Here is a 17405-nt window from a genome sequence, read left to right on the forward strand (position 1 = left end):
GTCTCTGCGTATGTTTTATATCCAGCGTGATAGTAATGGCCATCTAATCAGGGTTGAGGAACGGCCTTTTCCCGAAATGAGTGGTGAACTCGCTGACGACTCGACAGAGGCATTGGCGTGGTACGAAAGTCATAAAACGGCGGTGGCTGGCTTGCAACAGCTGCGTCAAAGCGACCTGGAAATGGTGCGGGTGCTTGAAGATTTGATTCAGGTATTAATCGATAAAGGCGTCATCAACATTACCGATTTCCCGACGGCGGCGCAGCTGAAACTGATTGGCCGGGCGCAGGCGCGTGAAGCCTTGAACGGCGGATTGAACAAGTTAATCAGTGATGACGACGATGCTATGTTCTGAGTATTGTCATAGCATGATGAGATTGGCCTTTGCCCGCATAGCGAGGGAGACGCTGGCGGGCGTCTCCCTCAACCATTATAACCTGTAACCCGTCACTTCGCGGCTGGCGCCGGCTCTCCCAATAAACGGCCCATTGCGCCTTGCAGCCCCATTTCCTGAAGCACGCTCAACTCGCCGACGGTTTCCACTCGTTCGGCGATAAGCGGCAGCGCAATGCTATTGGTTGCCCGGTACATGGCTTCAATAAACATTTTTTTGTCCGCTTCACGGTCGATATTGCGGATATAGCTACCGTCTACTTTTAAGTAAGCCAGACCCCACTGCGATAAGTTGCCGATCATATTGAAACGACCGCCGAAGTGCTGAAGCCCCAGCGCGCAGCCATATTCGTTCAGCAGTTTGATTAAGGCGTCAAACTGAATGGAATCCGGCAACTGATTCTCGTCTAATTCCACGATCAGGCGTTTGGCCAGATGCGGCTGATTTTTCAGCGGCGCCAGTAATTGAGCCATTAAGGGCAGGTCAAGGGCCGTGTCGTAGGAGAGGCTTAACGCCAGCGTCTCTTCGTGTTGACGTAAATAATTCAATACCTGTTTCAATATCACCCGATCCAGCCGGGTATTCCAGCCGAAGCGCTGCACCCAGGGAAGAAAGTGGCCTGCGGCAATGCTGTTTCCCTGTTCATCTTCAATTCTAGCCAGCACCTTGTGATGCAGAATCTTATTCGGATTAAGGCACTCCACTACCGGTTGTAGAAAAAGTTGTAGTTGCTCCTGCTCCAGTATGGACTCCAGCCGGCTAAACCACATGTGCCGGTCGGTTTCTACCTGTTCCGCTGGCGACTGGAGGAGATCGACGGTCGTTTTGTCGGAATGACGTTCGGCGCTGGTCAGCGCCTGGTCGCCATGTATCAGCAGCGATTGTGTGCTGTCGCCGGGGCGGAATGGCACCATACAAAATCTGGCGACCGGGGATACGTCGGTTTCACCGGTTAAATACAGGCTTTCAATGTTGCGTGTCAGTTCGTCTATCAGGACAAAGGCTTCCTTCTCTACCAGTCCGGGGCAAAGTAGGGCGAACTCGCCGCCGCGAATACGGGCGGACAGGCTTTCCGTGTTGACATGTTGCTTCTGTATATTGCGGATGATCTGTCCGATGGAGGCCAACAGCGCATCGGTGCGTTGCCCTCCCAGCCGCTGATTCATACCGGATAGATCCTGGACGCGGATCATAAGCAGAAAGCCCGGCGAGGTTTCATCATCGGCGAGTTTGTCTTGAAATTGGATATCGAAAGCGCGGCGATTAGCCAGACCGGTCTGCGCATCCTGGTAGGCATCCTGACGTAAACGTTCGCTTCGTTCGGCCTCTTCCTCAAATAATGTTTTGAGCTTGCTGACCATCAGGTTCATCGCCTGCGCCACCCGGCGGAACTCCGGCGTGCTGGGTAAATCGGGCTGGCTGAGAAACTCGCGGCGGGTAATGGCCAAAGACTGTTCCACGATATAATTCAGCGGGCGCAACTGGCGGCGCAGCAATATCGCACCGAGCAAGACCCCGAGCGTAGCGCAACCCAGCAGCCAGATCAGCGTGGCGAAACTGCTTTTCCACAAGCGGGTGATGGCGAACATGGGATGGCTGACCACCTCCACCTTTGCCGCCTGTTCCCAGCCGCGCATGACGATGGCCTCGCCCGCGCCGGGCTGAAGGTTGACCAGCCGGACGAACCAGGTCGGGACATCGGGCACTTCCGGTGACGCCATACGCTCCAACGTGATGTGATTGGTTTTTAAATCGCGCACGCGAATGCTGTAAAAGTAGCCGCTGTCAAAGATGGAACTGACCATCAGTTCCACCATCGCCGGATCGTCAATATTCGGCGTCAGGGACAGGCCGAGCGCGGTCGCCGCATCCTGTGCATGGGAACGAAGCTGGTTATTATATTGCTCGCGAGAGTTTTCCAGGCTGACGAAAAAACTTCCGCTGAAAATAATCAGCACGAACAGGCAGATGGCTATCAGTAATTGTTTGTATAGAGACATAGCCTCATCCTACTCCTCAATTGAAAATCCCTCGGCACGCATTTTGGTTAATAAATCCTGCCAGCGTGAAAGTCGTTTGCTGTCGCCCACTCGCTTGTTGCCGCTTGCCCCCGGTAGCCATAATCCCTCCCCATTAAAGGAGTAAACCGGCAGCAAGTCGGTGCGTTGGGTCGCAGGTTGAATGTTGTTCTTCAGGTTATCCAGCACCAGCGGGATTGAAGTCGGCGTTGGATAATAGGTAAGCACCATGTGGGCTTTATTGAGACGCAGCGCCTTTACGTAAGTGATGCGCAGTTTGTCGCTCGCCACGCCTAAATGGCGTAAAGTAAAGTATTTGGCGATAGCGTAATCTTCGCAATCCGCCGCGCCTTTGCGCAGCGCTTCTATAGGGCTGGCCCAGTAATCATCCTGATTCCATATGACGATATCATCGCGAAACAGCAAACGGTCATTAAAAAAACGATTCACCGCCTCCAGCTGTTTTTGTTCATCCGCATTACGCTGGATAGTCAGCAACTCCTGCCATTCATTAATTCGACGCCTGGCTTCTGGCGAAGCGGGGCCGTAAAGCTGTTCCGTCCGCTGAGCAATAAGAGGAAAATCCCAATCTGCACGCAGGTAACCCGCCAGCAGTAGCAACAGACAGCAGATAAGGAAAAGCTTGTAATAGGATGCCTTAGGCAAGTGGTATTGCACGAATGTTTCTCTGTTTGCCCGTCGGGCACGCTTCGCCAGCCTGGAAACGAATCAATTAGATATTAGATTATATAGGGTTGCGGAATATCTTACATTCATAATGGTAAAAAACGATTACTATGGCGGCAGGGCGACGTGAGGGAAAACAGGAATAACGCGAATGATACTTTGTCAGCATTCCCACCCGCTAAAATATCGTCTTTATTTACTAAAGTATTTACTACAGCGCACTGAGGAGTGATGTTTTGAGTGACAAGCCAGACCTGCGCATTGTGTTTTTTGATTTAGACGGCACATTGCATCGGCAGGACATGTTTGGTAGTTTTCTGCGCTTTCTGCTTAGGCGGTTACCGCTTAACCTTATTGTTGTCCTTCCTTTATTGCCGGTTATCGGCTTGGGTTTATTGGTGCGTGGCCGCGCCGCCCGCTGGCCGATGAGCTGGTTGCTGTGGGCCATTACCTTTGGCCGCCATGAGGAACATCTTGTCCAACTGGAAAAGCAGTTTGTGAATGCTTTTCGCCGCCAGGTGACGCCTTTTCCACAGGTGCATCAGCGTTTAAACGAGTACTTACAGGATACCCATACTCAAGTTTGGTTGGTAACCGGCTCTCCTCAGCGTTTGGTGGAGCAGGTTTATTCTGATTCTGCTTTTTTGCCTGGCGTCCGGCTGATGGGAAGTCAGATAACGCGGCGCGGCGGCGGATGGGTGTTGGCATTGCGCTGCCTGGGACAGGAAAAAGTCATTCAGTTGGAACGCCGCCTGGGCACGCCATTAAGGCTTTATAGCGGCTACAGCGACAGCAAGCAGGATAACCCGCTGCTCTATTTTTGCGAGCATCGCTGGCGCGTGATGCCGAACGGCAGCCTGCAACAGTTGGAGTAATTCTTGTTCTGGCGAGCGTCAGGGGAGCCAACACGCCGGCAACTTGATATATAATGCCCGCCGCAAAAATTACTGATGAAATAGCGCAAGAGGATATCGTGAGCCGCGAATTGGATGATGAATATTGGATGCGTCATGCTTTGACGCTGGCCCGGCGCGCTCAGGATGAAGGCGAAGTGCCGGTTGGCGCGGTGCTGGTTCAGGAGGGACAGGCGATAGGTGAAGGTTGGAATCGACCGATTGGTCATCACGATCCTACCGCGCATGCTGAAATCATGGCGCTGCGCCAAGGGGGGGCGGTGTTACAGAACTACCGCCTGTTGAACACTACCCTGTATGTAACGCTGGAGCCCTGCATTATGTGCGCCGGTGCGATGATCCACAGTCGTATTGGCCGGCTGGTTTACGGCGCGGCGGATGAAAAAACCGGCGCGGCCGGCTCGCTGGTGGATATTTTGCGTCATCCCGGAATGAATCATCAGATAATCATTGATTCCGGCGTGCTGGCCGCGGAGTGTTCCGCCATGCTGAGCGCCTTTTTCCGTCTGCGGCGCGAGCAGCATAAAGCGAGGCGCGCGGCGGGGAAAAACGCCGCGGACTAAGCGCCGCGTTGCTTATTCCGGCACCCTATTGGGCGGAACGACCGGATAAGCCTGCGCCGATAACAATTTCAGTTTTGCCCTGGCTTCTTTTTCCAGCAAATATCCCTCAAGGCTCACCATATAGCGGCGAATGTTCTCCACATAGTTATAGGCCTGCTGTCCGCGCGCATAACCGTATGTGGTCTGCGCGTAGTAACGCTTCTGGCTAAGCATCGGCAGACGTATCTTCACATCAACCCAGCTATCAGGATTGCCGTTCTGTTTTGCGGTCAGTTTACGGGCGTCCAGCAAATGCGCGTATCCCATATTATAAGCCGCCAGCGCAAACCAGATTTTCTCATCCTCAGGGATGGTATCCGGCATTTTCTGCATCATATGGAACATATATTGCGCGCCGCCACGGATACTTTGCTCGGGATCGAGGCGATCGGTAACCGCCAGGCTTTCCGCGGTATTGCGGGTAAGCATCATCAGCCCACGCACGCCGGTCGGCGAGGTCGCCAGCGGATTCCAGTGTGACTCCTGGTAGGAAATGGCAGCCAGGAGTTTCCAATCAATATCGGTCGCATGTTTTTCAAATAGCGGCCGAAAATCGGGTAATATTTCGTCAATGGCGCTGAGAAATGTGGTGGTGTCAACGTAATCAAATTCGCCGACATGACCCAGATATTTTTCTTCCAAACGGGCGAGGGTGCCATCTTCAACGACACGACTGAAAAAATCCAGTAACGCCGCCGACAGGCTATCATCGTGCGAACGTTTCATGTACCAGGTGACCGGCTCTTCATCACTGAGATCGAAGGCGACGGCAAGCTGCGGATGAATCCGCTGCATTAAGCCAACAGTGACCGAGTCCCCCAGCGTATAGTCGAGTTTGCCGTCAGCGACCTGTTTCAGCAGTTCCTGAGTGGTTAGATCGGAGGCTGACTCCCAATTCAGTTGCGGATACTTATCCGCTTTCAGATCGCGTAATGTGGCGATATACGCCGAGCCTGACGTCACCGCCAGGCGGCCGCTTAATTTTTCCATCGTTTTGGGGCGGGTATTGCCCAGGCGGTATACCAACTGCTGTGAGACGGAATAGTAGGTTGGCCCGGCGCGAAAGCGTTCAAGACGCTCGTGATTGTAAATCAGTCCGGCAGCCAGTATGTCCGCGTCGTTGTTATCCAGATCGTCAAACAGCTCGTCAAGATTCTTACGTGACGACACCACCAGCTTGACGCCGAGATAATCGGCGAAACGTTTTGCCAGTTCATAATCAAGACCTACCGGGGAGCCGTTGCTGGTCGTGTAAGTCAATGGCGAATTGACGGTACTGATACGCAACTCGCCGCGTGCGAGGATCTGTCTGAGCTGAACGTCCTGACTACTGCGCCAGGGGATATTTGGCCATAAGGCCAGCGCCAGCAGTAACGTGATAACCCCAATGAAAAAATAATTTAATTTTAAACGCTTCAAATAATAGTCTCTCGGCGGCTTGCCAACTTGTCTTTGTTGCGGCCTTTTTTTATGGTGAGCTATCCTTGCCCGTCACCCTTACGGGCCGCCGCAAGCGGCGTTGAAAATCGCTCCCGACGATTTTTTATACGAAAAGTCCCGGAGTCGGGGCATTTTGCGTAACAAAACCGCAGTGTGCAACTTTTATTGATTTGCTTAATGATCAATCAGTGCCGTAATGTGATGTTCAACAATAGCAACGCAAACGGTTTCGTCCGGAGGAAGGATTCTCTATAATGACGCGCGTTTCCCCCCTGTAGCGCCCAACGACTGCACAACAGTCAGTGCATCGAAGACGAGAGAACTTTAGATTATGGAAATACTGCGTGGTTCACCTGCTTTGTCGGCTTTTCGTATTAATAAACTGCTTGTCCGGTGCAAAGAGCACTTTTTGCCGATTAGCGATATCTATGCCGAATACGTGCATTTTGCCGATGTCAACGCACCACTGAACAACGATGAACTGGCCAAACTGACACGTTTGCTGAAGTATGGTCCTTCTCTCGCTGAACATGAGCCGCAAGGCCGTTTGCTGTTGGTGACTCCCCGTCCCGGTACGATTTCCCCCTGGTCTTCCAAAGCGACCGATATCGCGCGTAACTGCGGGTTGAACAAGGTGTTACGCCTGGAACGCGGCCTGGCTTTTTATATTCATGCGCCGACGTTGAGCGATGAACAGTGGCGGCAACTGGGGGCGTTGCTGCATGACCGCATGATGGAAAGCGTTTTTGACGAAATGCAGCAGGCGGAGCAACTCTTCTCCCATCAGCAGCCGGCGCCGTTAAAACGCATCGAGATCTTGTTACGCGGCCGTCAGGCGCTGGAGGAAGCGAATATCCGGTTGGGGCTGGCGTTGGCGGAAGACGAAATCGATTATCTGCTGGCGGCGTTCAATAAGTTGGGACGTAACCCAACGGATATCGAGCTTTACATGTTCGCGCAGGCGAACTCCGAACACTGCCGTCATAAAATCTTTAACGCCGACTGGGTGATTGATGGCGTTGAACAGCCGAAGTCGCTGTTTAAGATGATTAAAAACACCTTCGTCCATACGCCGGATCATGTGTTATCGGCCTATAAAGATAACGCCGCAGTCATGGAAGGCTCCGCCGTTGGGCGTTTCTATGCCGATACGCAGGGGAACTATGATTATCATCAGGGAGATGCGCATATCCTGATGAAAGTGGAAACCCACAACCATCCGACCGCGATTTCACCCTGGCCGGGCGCGGCAACCGGCTCCGGCGGCGAGATTCGTGATGAGGGCGCCACCGGCCGTGGTTCTAAACCCAAGGCGGGCCTGGTCGGCTTCTCCGTTTCCAACCTGCGTATCCCCGGTTTTGAACAGCCGTGGGAAGAAGATTTCGGCAAGCCCGATCGTATCGTCAGCGCGCTGGACATCATGATTGAAGGCCCATTGGGCGGCGCGGCGTTTAATAATGAATTCGGGCGCCCTGCGCTGACCGGCTATTTCCGGACTTATGAAGAGCGGGTGGACAGCCACAACGGCGCCGAGCTGCGTGGCTATCACAAACCTATCATGCTGGCGGGCGGTATCGGCAACATCCGCGCCGACCACGTGCAAAAAGGCGAAATCAGCATCGGCGCCAAATTGATCGTGCTGGGCGGCCCGGCCATGAATATCGGACTGGGGGGCGGGGCGGCGTCGTCAATGGCTTCCGGCCAGTCTGACGCCGACCTGGATTTTGCCTCCGTTCAGCGTGATAACCCGGAAATGGAGCGCCGTTGTCAGGAAGTGATCGATCGCTGCTGGCAGTTGGGCGAACAGAATCCGATTTTGTTTATTCACGACGTGGGCGCAGGCGGCTTGTCCAATGCGATGCCGGAACTGGTTAGTGACGGCGGCCGCGGCGGCCGTTTTGAGCTGCGCGACATTTTAAATGACGAACCGGGCATGAGCCCGCTGGAAGTCTGGTGCAACGAGTCGCAAGAGCGTTATGTGCTGGCGGTCGCGCCGGAGCAACTGGCGCTGTTTGATGAAATCTGCCGTCGTGAACGCGCGCCCTACGCGGTGATTGGCGAGGCGACGGAAGAACAGCACCTGACGTTGAACGACCGCCATTTCAATAATCAGCCAATCGATCTGCCGCTGGATGTTTTGCTGGGTAAAACGCCGAAAATGTTGCGTGACGTTGAACGCAAACAGGTGGAAGGCGCCCCGTTAAAACGTGATGACATTTATCTGGCTGAAGCCGTCGAGCGCGTGCTGCATTTGCCGGTGGTGGCGGAAAAGACCTTCCTGATTACCATTGGCGACCGTTCGGTTACCGGTATGGTCGCCCGCGATCAAATGGTCGGCCCATGGCAGGTGCCGGTTGCCGATTGCGCGGTAACGACGGCGAGCCTGGATAGCTACTACGGCGAGGCGATGTCGATTGGCGAACGCGCGCCCGTGGCGTTGCGTAATTTCGCCGCGTCCGCGCGCTTGGCGGTTGGTGAAGCGTTGACCAACATTGCCGCGACCCACATCGGTCCTCTGACTCGCGTTAAGCTCTCGGCAAACTGGATGGCGGCGGCAGGGCATCCTGGGGAAGACGCCGGGCTTTACGATGCGGTGAAAGCGATTGGCGAAGAGCTTTGTCCGGCGCTGGGGTTAACGATTCCCGTCGGCAAGGACTCCATGTCGATGAAAACCCGCTGGCAGGAAAACGGGGAAGAACGCGCTATTACCTCGCCGATGTCACTGGTGATTTCTGCTTTTGCCCGCGTCGAAGACGTCCGCAATACGGTGACGCCGCAGTTGCGTATCGATCAGGACAACGCCCTGTTGCTGATCGACCTGGGCGCCGGGCACAAAGCGCTGGGCGCTACGGCACTGGCTCAGGTTTACCGTCAGTTAGGCCAAAAAACCGCGGATGTTCACAATGCGCAGCAATTGGCGGGCTTCTTTAATGCGCTGCAACAGCTGGTGGCCGATAAGGCATTGCTGGCGTATCACGACCGTTCGGATGGCGGCCTATTGGTCACGCTGGCTGAAATGGCATTCGCCGGGCACTGTGGCGTGAAGGTTGATATTTCCACGCAGGGCGAAGATACGCTGGCGACGCTGTTCAATGAAGAGCTGGGGGCGGTTATTCAGATTCCGGCCTCGCGCCGGGCGGAAGTGGAAGGCGTACTGGCCCAGCATGGTTTGGCGGACTGTGTCCATTATCTCGGCCGTGCTGAAGAGGGCGCCCGCTTTATTATTACGCGTGGCGAGGAAGTGATTTACCGCGAAAGCCGCAACACCATGCGTACCTGGTGGGCGGAAACCACCTGGCAGATGCAGCGACTGCGCGATAATCCACAGTGCGCCGATCAAGAGCATACCGCCAAGCAGGATGACAACGATCCCGGTCTGAATGTGGTGCTCACCTTTGAGCCGCAGGAAGATATTGCCGCGCCTTATATCGCCAAACAGGCTCGCCCGAAAGTGGCGGTGTTGCGTGAACAAGGCGTCAACTCTCATATTGAAATGGCGGCGGCTTTTCATCGAGCCGGTTTTGACGCCGTCGACGTGCATATGAGCGACCTGCTGGCTGGGCGGCGGGATCTGCAAGATTTCCATACGCTGGTTGCCTGCGGCGGTTTCTCTTATGGCGACGTACTGGGCGCGGGTGAAGGCTGGGCGAAGTCCATTCTCTTCAACTCCCGGGTACGCGATGAGTTTGCGGCGTTCTTCCAGCGTCCGCAGACGCTGGCGCTGGGGGTATGTAACGGTTGCCAGATGATGTCGAATCTGAGAGAGCTGATTCCAGGAGCCGAACTCTGGCCGCGTTTCGTCAAGAATAAATCGGAGCGTTTTGAAGCTCGCTTTAGTCTGGTGACGGTCGAGAAGAGCCCATCGTTGTTTATGAATGACATGGCGGGTTCTCGCATGCCCATCGCGGTTTCACACGGCGAAGGTCTGGTTGAAGTCCGTGATGGCGCTCATCTGGCCGCGCTGGAGCAGCATAATCTGGTGGCGTTGCGCTATGTGAATCACCATGGTCAGACGACGGAAAATTATCCGGCTAACCCGAATGGCTCGCCAAACGGCATCACTGCGGTGACCAGCGCCAGCGGCCGGGCGACGGTCATGATGCCGCACCCTGAGCGCGTATTCCGTACCGTCAGCAACTCCTGGCACCCGGAAGCCTGGGGCGAGGATAGCCCATGGATGCGTATGTTCCGCAACGCGCGTAAGCAGTTGGGATAATTTCGGCTTGAGTAAAACTGTAAGGGGCTTTGGCCCCTTAGGTCTGCCGGCAAACCAGCCTTATGGTTGTCACTTTTACTGCTGCATCGATCCATTATCCCGGCTAATGATTCGTCACCCCTGCTACTCCTCGTCATGCCTGTGGTGGTAGGCGGGGATCGCCTACTGAAACCGGCAGCAGGCATGGGTTGATGCCCGCCTTCTCAGGCATGACAAATCTTTACAAATAGCCAGGTCTTATCTTCACTGTCGTGTTTTTACGACAATCAGCTAGTTAAATGTCTCTAATAGGAGACATTTAACTAGCTGATTTATATGCACTGGCCCCGGCGTTAGGAAAAGTGTCTGTTTTTGACGACATATAATGGATGTTCACTCTATTGATCGAATTTTTAGCGCGGCTGGGTAAGTGAATAATCAATATTAATTTGTTATAAATTAATGATTTATGTTTTATCTATTAGAGTTGGCATGAAAGGTGCAAGATAACTGTCGTTGCTCATTCAACTGGTTATGATTGCGCTGCTGATTGGCAGAGACTTTCGCTCATAACACCTGGAATGACGCCAAAAGAAAAGGTGCCTATCGTCCAGCAGAACGATAACAGTATGCGCAAGCCGACTTTATCAAACATCGGGCGACACGTTGAGTGAGGCACCACCTATTCAGTTCCGCGGTCGGAAGAACCTCTTTTCCGATCGCGGAATGTCAATCTCCAGCCCGTATTTCTCTCCTGTTGATGATCACCTTCGTTTATCCTGTGTCTTTTGGCTTTTGGGCCGTCGCAATGCGGCGTATAAAAACGTTCCCGACATTTCTATAATCCTCAGTTGGCATCAGAGCGGAGCGATAGGTAGCGAGATGATTTCCCTGAAACGATGGCGTTTATTCCCGCGTTCTTTACGGCAGTTGGTCATTATGGCGTTTTTGCTGGTGCTGTTGCCGTTATTGGTACTGGCTTATCAGGCGTATCAAAGCCTGGATACGCTCAGCGAACAGGCCGCGGAGATCAACCGGACGACGTCAAGAGATGCCCGGCGAAGTGAGGCCATGACCAGCGTAGCGTTAGCCATGGAACGTAGCTATCGTCAGTATTGTGTGCTGGATGATCAAACGCTGGCGACGCTCTACCAGAATCAGCGTAATCAGTATTCTCAAATGCTGGACTCGCACGCTTCCGTCCTGCCCGATCAGCGTTATTATCAAACGCTGCGTCAGTATCTAACCCAGCTTACGGAATTACACTGCCACAATAGCGGTCCTGACCAGGCGGCATCCGCGCTATTGGAGAATTTCTCCCGCGCAAACGGACAAATGATCCAGATGACTCGCGAAGTGGTGTTTTCTCGTGGGCAACAGTTGCAACAGGCGATTGCTGAGCGCGGTCAGTTTTTTGGCTGGCAGTCGTTACTGTTGTTTCTGGTGAGTCTGATACTGGTCGTTCTGTTTACCCGTATGATTATCGGCCCGGTCAATGGCGTCGAGCGCATGATCAATCGCCTAGGAGAAGGGCGATCGTTGGGAAATACCAGTACCTTTAAAGGACCGCGCGAAATTCGTTCGCTGGCGCAACGCATTATCTGGTTGAGCGAGCGGCTTTCCTGGCTGGAGTCGCAACGGCATGAGTTTCTCCGACATATTTCCCATGAGTTGAAAACGCCGCTGGCGAGCCTGCGTGAAGGTACGGAACTGCTGGCTGATGAGGTGGCGGGGCCGTTGACCGCCGATCAGAAAGAAGTGGTGTCCATTCTGGACAGCAGCAGCCGGCATCTGCTGCAATTGATAGATCAGCTACTGGACTATAACCGTAAACTGGCGGATGCGCCGACGGAGTTGGAACGAGTCGACATTGAAGAAATCGTCGATATCGTCGTGTCGTCCCATAGTTTGCCAGCCCGAACCAAAATGATTCATACCGATATCGAACTGGAGTCTGAATACTGTTGGGCAGAGACGACGCTATTGATGCGGGTCATCGACAATCTCTATTCCAATGCGGTGCACTATGGCGAGGAATCCGGTAACATTTGGATCCAGAGTCGTCTGACGGGAAATCGGGTTCAGATCGATGTCGCCAATAGCGGCATACCGATTCCCGACGCGGAGCATAGCATGATTTTTGAACCCTTTTACCAGGGGAGCCATCAGCGTAAAGGCGCGGTAAAAGGCAGCGGACTGGGGCTGAGTATCGCTCGTGATTGTATCCGTCGCATGCATGGCGAATTAAGCCTGATATCTGTTGATTACGCTGACGTCTGTTTTCGTATTGAATTGCCATTAACTTCCGAGAATGAATAGATAATGAACGTATGGTTCGCCCGTCTTTGCCCGCTGCATATTCCGTCCGCCATCTTCGATGTGTCTTTCAGCCGCGTGTTAAAGGCCGTGGCGATGCCATCCCTGCCGTTATTGGCGATAGGGTTATTGACCGCCTGTAGCAATAATGTAGGCGGCCACATATCGCCGCAAGACGTGGAGAACTTAACGCCGAAAGAGCAGGTGACCGATTATCGGGTGGCGCAGTGTGAACACCTTTGGCAAGTGAGCGATCGGGATGCGATGGACAATGCGCTGTACTGGCTGCGAGCGATGGATTGCGCCGGCCGGTTGACCCAGAATCAGGCGCGCGAGGAAGCTCAGCTAGTGGCCGGCGGCGATTGGGAGAACGCGTTCAAACAGGGCATTTTGCTGGATAACGCCGGCATCTCGCAGGCAGAGCGGCGGCAGATGCTGGAAAGAATCAATTTGTTTCGCCTCGACTTTCCCGCCGCATTGCGTCCGTTGATGCAGACCTGGCGCGACAGGCAGACGCTGTTTCTGGCGTTATCCGATGAACGCTTACGCTATAAGCGGCTGCAGGAGTCGACGGATAAACAGCTGGAGTCACTGCAAACCGAGCAAAAGCAATTACAATATCAGCTTGAAACCACCAGGCAGAAGCTGGAAAACCTAACGGATATCGAACGTCAGCTTTCGACCCGTAAGCAGCTATCTGGGGAAATGCCGGATAACGATCCCGATCATCGCAATAATGCGGGCGCGGGGCGTGATAACTCGACGACCAAGGAGCCGAAAAACCAATGACAGTCCGCAAAGCGGCGAATTTGTTACTGGTGGACGACGACCCCAGCCTGTTAAAGCTATTAGGGATGCGTCTGACCAGTGAAGGTTTCAGCGTGATGACGGCGGAAAGCGGTCAGGAAGCGTTGCGCCTACTAACCAAAGAACAGTTCGATCTGGTGATTAGCGATCTTCGCATGGATGAGATGGACGGCATGGCGCTCTTTTCTGAAATACAGCGCTACCAGCCGGGGATGCCGGTGATTATTCTGACGGCCCATGGTTCTATTCCTGACGCCGTGGCGGCAACGCAGCAAGGGGTATTCAGTTTTCTGACCAAACCGGTCGATCGCGACGCCTTGTACAAAGCCATTGATGAAGCCTTGGCCTTATCCGCGCCGGTTGGCGATGAAAGCTGGCGTGAAACCATTGTGACCCGCAGTCCGTTGATGCTGCGCCTGCTGGAACAGGCCAAGATGGTTGCTCAGTCGGATGTCAGCGTTTTGATTAATGGTCAAAGCGGTACCGGGAAAGAGGTATTGGCTCAGGCGATCCATGCCGCCAGTCCGCGGGCGAAAAAAGCGTTTATCGCCATTAATTGCGGCGCTTTACCCGAACCCTTGTTGGAGTCTGAATTATTTGGTCACGCCAAAGGGGCGTTTACCGGCGCCGTCAGCAGCCGGGAAGGGCTGTTTCAAGCCGCGGAAGGCGGTACGCTGTTTTTAGATGAAATCGGCGATATGCCGATTTCGTTGCAGGTCAAGCTGTTGCGGGTTTTACAGGAGCGCAAGGTGCGCCCGCTGGGCAGCAACCGCGATCTGGACATTAATGTGCGGATTATTTCCGCCACCCACCGTGATTTACCGAAAGCCATGGAAAAAGGCGAGTTCCGCGAAGATCTCTATTATCGGCTGAACGTCGTCAATATGAAGCTGCCCGCTCTGCACGAACGAGCGGAAGACATCCCGCTATTGGCTAATCATCTGCTGCGGGAATCGGCCGCCAGACATAAGCCTTTTGTGCGATCTTTCTCAACCGATGCCATGAAACGGTTGATGACGGCAAGCTGGCCGGGTAACGTCCGGCAACTGGTTAATGTGATTGAACAGTGCGTTGCGCTGACCAGCGCCCCGGTGATCGGCGAGGCGCTGGTCGTACAGGCGCTGGAAGGTGAAAATACCGCGTTACCGACGTTTGTTGAGGCCCGCCATCAGTTCGAATTGAACTACCTGCGTAAACTGTTACAGATAGCCAAAGGCAATGTCACGCAGGCCGCGCGTATGGCGGGACGTAACCGGACTGAATTCTATAAACTGTTGGGGCGTCATGATTTGGACGCCAACGATTTTAAGGAATAATGCTAATAGATTGTAGGACTGGATTCTGACAATCTTTTTATTCTCGCTAATGCCCGGCTCTGGCCGCAACATAGGTATTACTAAGGTTCTTCGATGAAAAAAATTGATGCGATTATTAAGCCGTTCAAACTGGACGATGTACGTGAGGCGTTAGCTGAAGTGGGCATCACTGGGATGACGGTAACGGAAGTGAAAGGGTTTGGTCGCCAGAAAGGCCACACCGAGCTTTATCGTGGCGCTGAGTATATGGTCGACTTTCTGCCCAAGGTGAAGATTGAGATCATCGTAGGTGATGATATTGTCGACACCTGCGTGGAAACGATCATGCATACGGCGCAGACCGGTAAAATCGGCGACGGTAAAATTTTCGTCTTTGATGTCGCCCGCGTCGTGCGTATCCGTACCGGCGAAGAAGATGAAGAGGCGATCTGACGGCGCCCCATTTCCGTCATCCCCGCGTCAGTAGGCGGGGATCTGCTTCTGCTGGTCGTTCGGCGCCACTGGAGATGCCCGCCTTTGCGGGCATGACGGGTTGTAGGTTAAGACTTTATTATGGCCGCCGCTTTCCTTATATAATCAGCAAGATGCGCGCATAGCGGATGCTTGGGATTATTTTTTGCTCTTGACGACCAGTTTATCTGCCAATGTTTTTAACTCCGGCGTCTTGCGAATCGCATCCGCGACGATTGCGGAAACGGCGATGGCGCCTCGTTGCTGAAAATGCACGGGATCCGGTTTAGTCAGGCTGCCGGTCTGATTACGGTAAAAAGGGTAACGCGCGGGATCGACCGCCAGCCAGTACTGCTTCCAATGATTGCTATTCCCCTGATTGGCCAGCGCGATCGTCGCAGGTTCGATGTCCAGCAAAATGACCTTATTGGCTGTGGCGGTGTTTTTGATGGTCTGGCTGTAGTCGCCGATAAATGCATATCCGCCTTCGGCATTCTGTGTTGTAAAGTGATTATGTACGACGGGCGTGCCGATTTTACCGTCTGCCGTACGGACACGGGTTGTCGGCGTGAGCAGTACCGGCGTTAACTGATGTTGGCGGGCGAAATTGACATAACGTTCCAGCGACGTTTGAAACGACATGTCGGACTTCCCCGGAGGGGATTGGGTTTTGCCCGTTGCGTCATTGGGATAGGTGCACAGATTGGCGACATCGGCGGTGCCGCGCTCTGGTCTGGCGCTGTTGCAATTCTGATCATTGTTCCCCATCTGGATGAAGAGAAAATCGCCCGCTTTCATCAGCGGCTGCATCTGGCGAAACCAGCCTTCGTAGAAATAATCGCGTGAACCGCGGCCGGCGCGGGCGCCATTGACGACTTTTACTCCGCTATCGGTACGGAACTGCTGTTCAAAAACCTGACCCCATCCCATCCGCGGCAAGCGGGCTTTTTCGTAAGCCGCCGCGGTAGAATCCCCTACCAGAAAAATCCGCGTCTGCGCTTTTTGGATCGCGTCCAGATGCTGACGGGCGAAGTGATAATCCAGCGGTTCATAGGCTCCCTGGCCGTATAGGCCCACGATTGGTCGAAAAACGCTGTCGGTCAGCACGGTATGTCCCGAGTAGCCGGTGTTATTGTCGTAATTACGGTTGTGGTTAATCACATTGATAATTTTGGTGACGGCGTCCTGCTGGGCGGCGGGATAGGTGAGGGGATCAAAACGTGCGGGTGAGGTAATACCGGTTTGTTTTAATGCGGAATTGAATCCCGCGTGGAATGCGGCATAAGCCTTTTTCAAGGCGGCGTTATCCAGCGTCGGCGACGCGGAATAGTCAGTCAATTGTTGGGGGCCGATATAACCCGCGGCGACGGCGACGTCGGAGACGATACGGTCGGTCAGCGGGTTAATATTGACAATATTCTCATGACCGGATTGCAACGAAGGCGCCAGCGCATTCAGACAGATTGCCCGCGGAACGTTGTCGAGCTGGCAATTGGTGCCGCCGGACTCAATGGCTAGAAGACGCAGCGGTGATGACAGTCCTGAAATATCAAGATGATAGTTACCTTGCTCATCGGTTTGTCCTTGCCTGCGCTGGCCTAGCTGATCGCGGATGATAATGGTTGCCGGCAGATGAATCTCACGGTGCGTCACGCGGCCTGTCAGGGTTGTTTTCTCTCCCAGCTTGATGCTGGTTAATGTTTCGATAGCGCTTTGTTGTTTTGTTTTTTGCGCAGCGACGGATGATTCTGCATGTGCCGGTAACCAGGGAACGGAAAATAATATTGCGAAAGCCACACTATCAGAACAACGTTTCAACATGATTGGACATATCCTTTGTTACAAGAATCAAAAAACACTTTTTGCAAGTTCTACACGTCGCTAAAGGTCTTGCCGGATTAGCTTCGTTAAAAGGCTGAGGCTTTTTATTATGCACCTAATTTTGCCCGGGATGATGTCTAAATTCCGTAGAAATATGGCGTTTTTATTCATCTGCAATAAAATCCGATTTTCATTGCCGTGGGTTCTTTTTATGACCGATATCGTTATGAACGGTATCGGGAGGGCGATGCTTATCGAGGTGTGATCTCCATCGTTAGCGGCCCTATTTATGCTGCGGTTGTGGTATCAACATGAAGAAAAAACAGGTTGGAAATGAAGAAAACTCCGCTTTCCCTTCAATGAGGAAAACCCGCTCAGCCCTTGCGCTGTCTGTAGCTAATCGTTTGCGTAAAAACCTCTGTCAAGACCTATCTTCATTAGGGAG

The 17405-nt window shown here is 53.5% G+C and carries 12 protein-coding genes; 8 read left to right on the top strand and 4 right to left on the bottom strand.

Annotated elements, in window-relative coordinates:
• Positions 1 to 10 precede the first annotated feature (10 nt).
• On the top strand, positions 11 to 355 hold the full coding sequence (locus ACN28R_RS02030) for a hypothetical protein (protein ID WP_048637855.1): 345 nt from the start codon (positions 11 to 13) through the stop codon (positions 353 to 355).
• 92 nt (positions 356 to 447) lie between these two features.
• Here the strand turns inward: ACN28R_RS02030 and lapD are convergent, their stop codons facing one another.
• Both lapD and lapG read right to left on the bottom strand, forming a co-directional pair.
• Complete coding sequence (lapD, locus tag ACN28R_RS02035; protein WP_095833422.1) at positions 448 to 2394, bottom strand: cyclic di-GMP receptor LapD; 1947 nt, start codon at positions 2392 to 2394, stop codon at positions 448 to 450.
• A gap of 9 nt (positions 2395 to 2403) precedes the next feature.
• On the bottom strand, positions 2404 to 3090 hold the full coding sequence (gene lapG, locus ACN28R_RS02040) for a cysteine protease LapG (RefSeq protein ID WP_095833423.1): 687 nt from the start codon (positions 3088 to 3090) through the stop codon (positions 2404 to 2406).
• A gap of 245 nt (positions 3091 to 3335) precedes the next feature.
• Between lapG and yfhb the strand changes: the two genes are divergently transcribed.
• Both yfhb and tadA read left to right on the top strand, forming a co-directional pair.
• Positions 3336 to 3974 carry a phosphatidylglycerophosphatase C gene (yfhb, locus tag ACN28R_RS02045; protein WP_048637858.1) on the top strand — a complete coding sequence of 213 codons (639 nt, stop codon included), beginning with the start codon at positions 3336 to 3338 and terminating at the stop codon, positions 3972 to 3974.
• Positions 3975 to 4027: 53 nt separating this feature from the next.
• Positions 4028 to 4576, top strand: a complete 549-nt coding sequence (gene tadA, locus ACN28R_RS02050) for a tRNA adenosine(34) deaminase TadA (protein WP_048637859.1) — start codon at positions 4028 to 4030, stop codon at positions 4574 to 4576.
• 12 nt (positions 4577 to 4588) lie between these two features.
• Here the strand turns inward: tadA and mltF are convergent, their stop codons facing one another.
• Positions 4589 to 6034, bottom strand: coding sequence for a membrane-bound lytic murein transglycosylase MltF (mltF, locus tag ACN28R_RS02055; RefSeq protein WP_095833424.1), 1446 nt, complete (start codon positions 6032 to 6034; stop codon positions 4589 to 4591).
• A gap of 352 nt (positions 6035 to 6386) precedes the next feature.
• Here mltF and purL point away from each other — a divergent pair, with 352 nt between their 5' ends.
• The 5 genes from purL to glnB all read left to right on the top strand — a co-directional run bounded on the left by purL (position 6387) and on the right by glnB (position 15121).
• On the top strand, positions 6387 to 10271 hold the full coding sequence (purL, locus tag ACN28R_RS02060; protein ID WP_095833425.1) for a phosphoribosylformylglycinamidine synthase: 3885 nt from the start codon (positions 6387 to 6389) through the stop codon (positions 10269 to 10271).
• Between the two features lie 861 nt (positions 10272 to 11132).
• On the top strand, positions 11133 to 12569 hold the full coding sequence (locus ACN28R_RS02065; RefSeq protein ID WP_095833426.1) for a sensor histidine kinase: 1437 nt from the start codon (positions 11133 to 11135) through the stop codon (positions 12567 to 12569).
• A gap of 3 nt (positions 12570 to 12572) precedes the next feature.
• Positions 12573 to 13355 carry a two-component system QseEF-associated lipoprotein QseG gene (gene qseG / locus ACN28R_RS02070; protein WP_095833427.1) on the top strand — a complete coding sequence of 261 codons (783 nt, stop codon included), beginning with the start codon at positions 12573 to 12575 and terminating at the stop codon, positions 13353 to 13355.
• Positions 13352 to 14689: a two-component system response regulator GlrR gene (gene glrR, locus ACN28R_RS02075; RefSeq protein ID WP_095833428.1), complete on the top strand. Its 1338-nt coding sequence runs from the start codon at positions 13352 to 13354 to the stop codon at positions 14687 to 14689. The genes qseG and glrR overlap by 4 nt, the downstream gene beginning before the upstream one ends.
• A gap of 93 nt (positions 14690 to 14782) precedes the next feature.
• Positions 14783 to 15121, top strand: a complete 339-nt coding sequence (gene glnB / locus ACN28R_RS02080; RefSeq protein WP_048637865.1) for a nitrogen regulatory protein P-II — start codon at positions 14783 to 14785, stop codon at positions 15119 to 15121.
• A 177-nt stretch (positions 15122 to 15298) separates the two neighbouring features.
• On the opposite strand, the gene paeY is transcribed toward glnB, so the two are convergent.
• Entirely contained in the window at positions 15299 to 16960 is a 1662-nt protein-coding gene (gene paeY, locus ACN28R_RS02085) for a pectin acetylesterase PaeY (protein WP_095833429.1), read from the bottom strand.
• Positions 16961 to 17405 lie beyond the last annotated feature (445 nt).

This window comes from Brenneria goodwinii (assembly GCF_002291445.1).
GTDB classification, from domain to species: domain Bacteria; phylum Pseudomonadota; class Gammaproteobacteria; order Enterobacterales; family Enterobacteriaceae; genus Brenneria; species Brenneria goodwinii.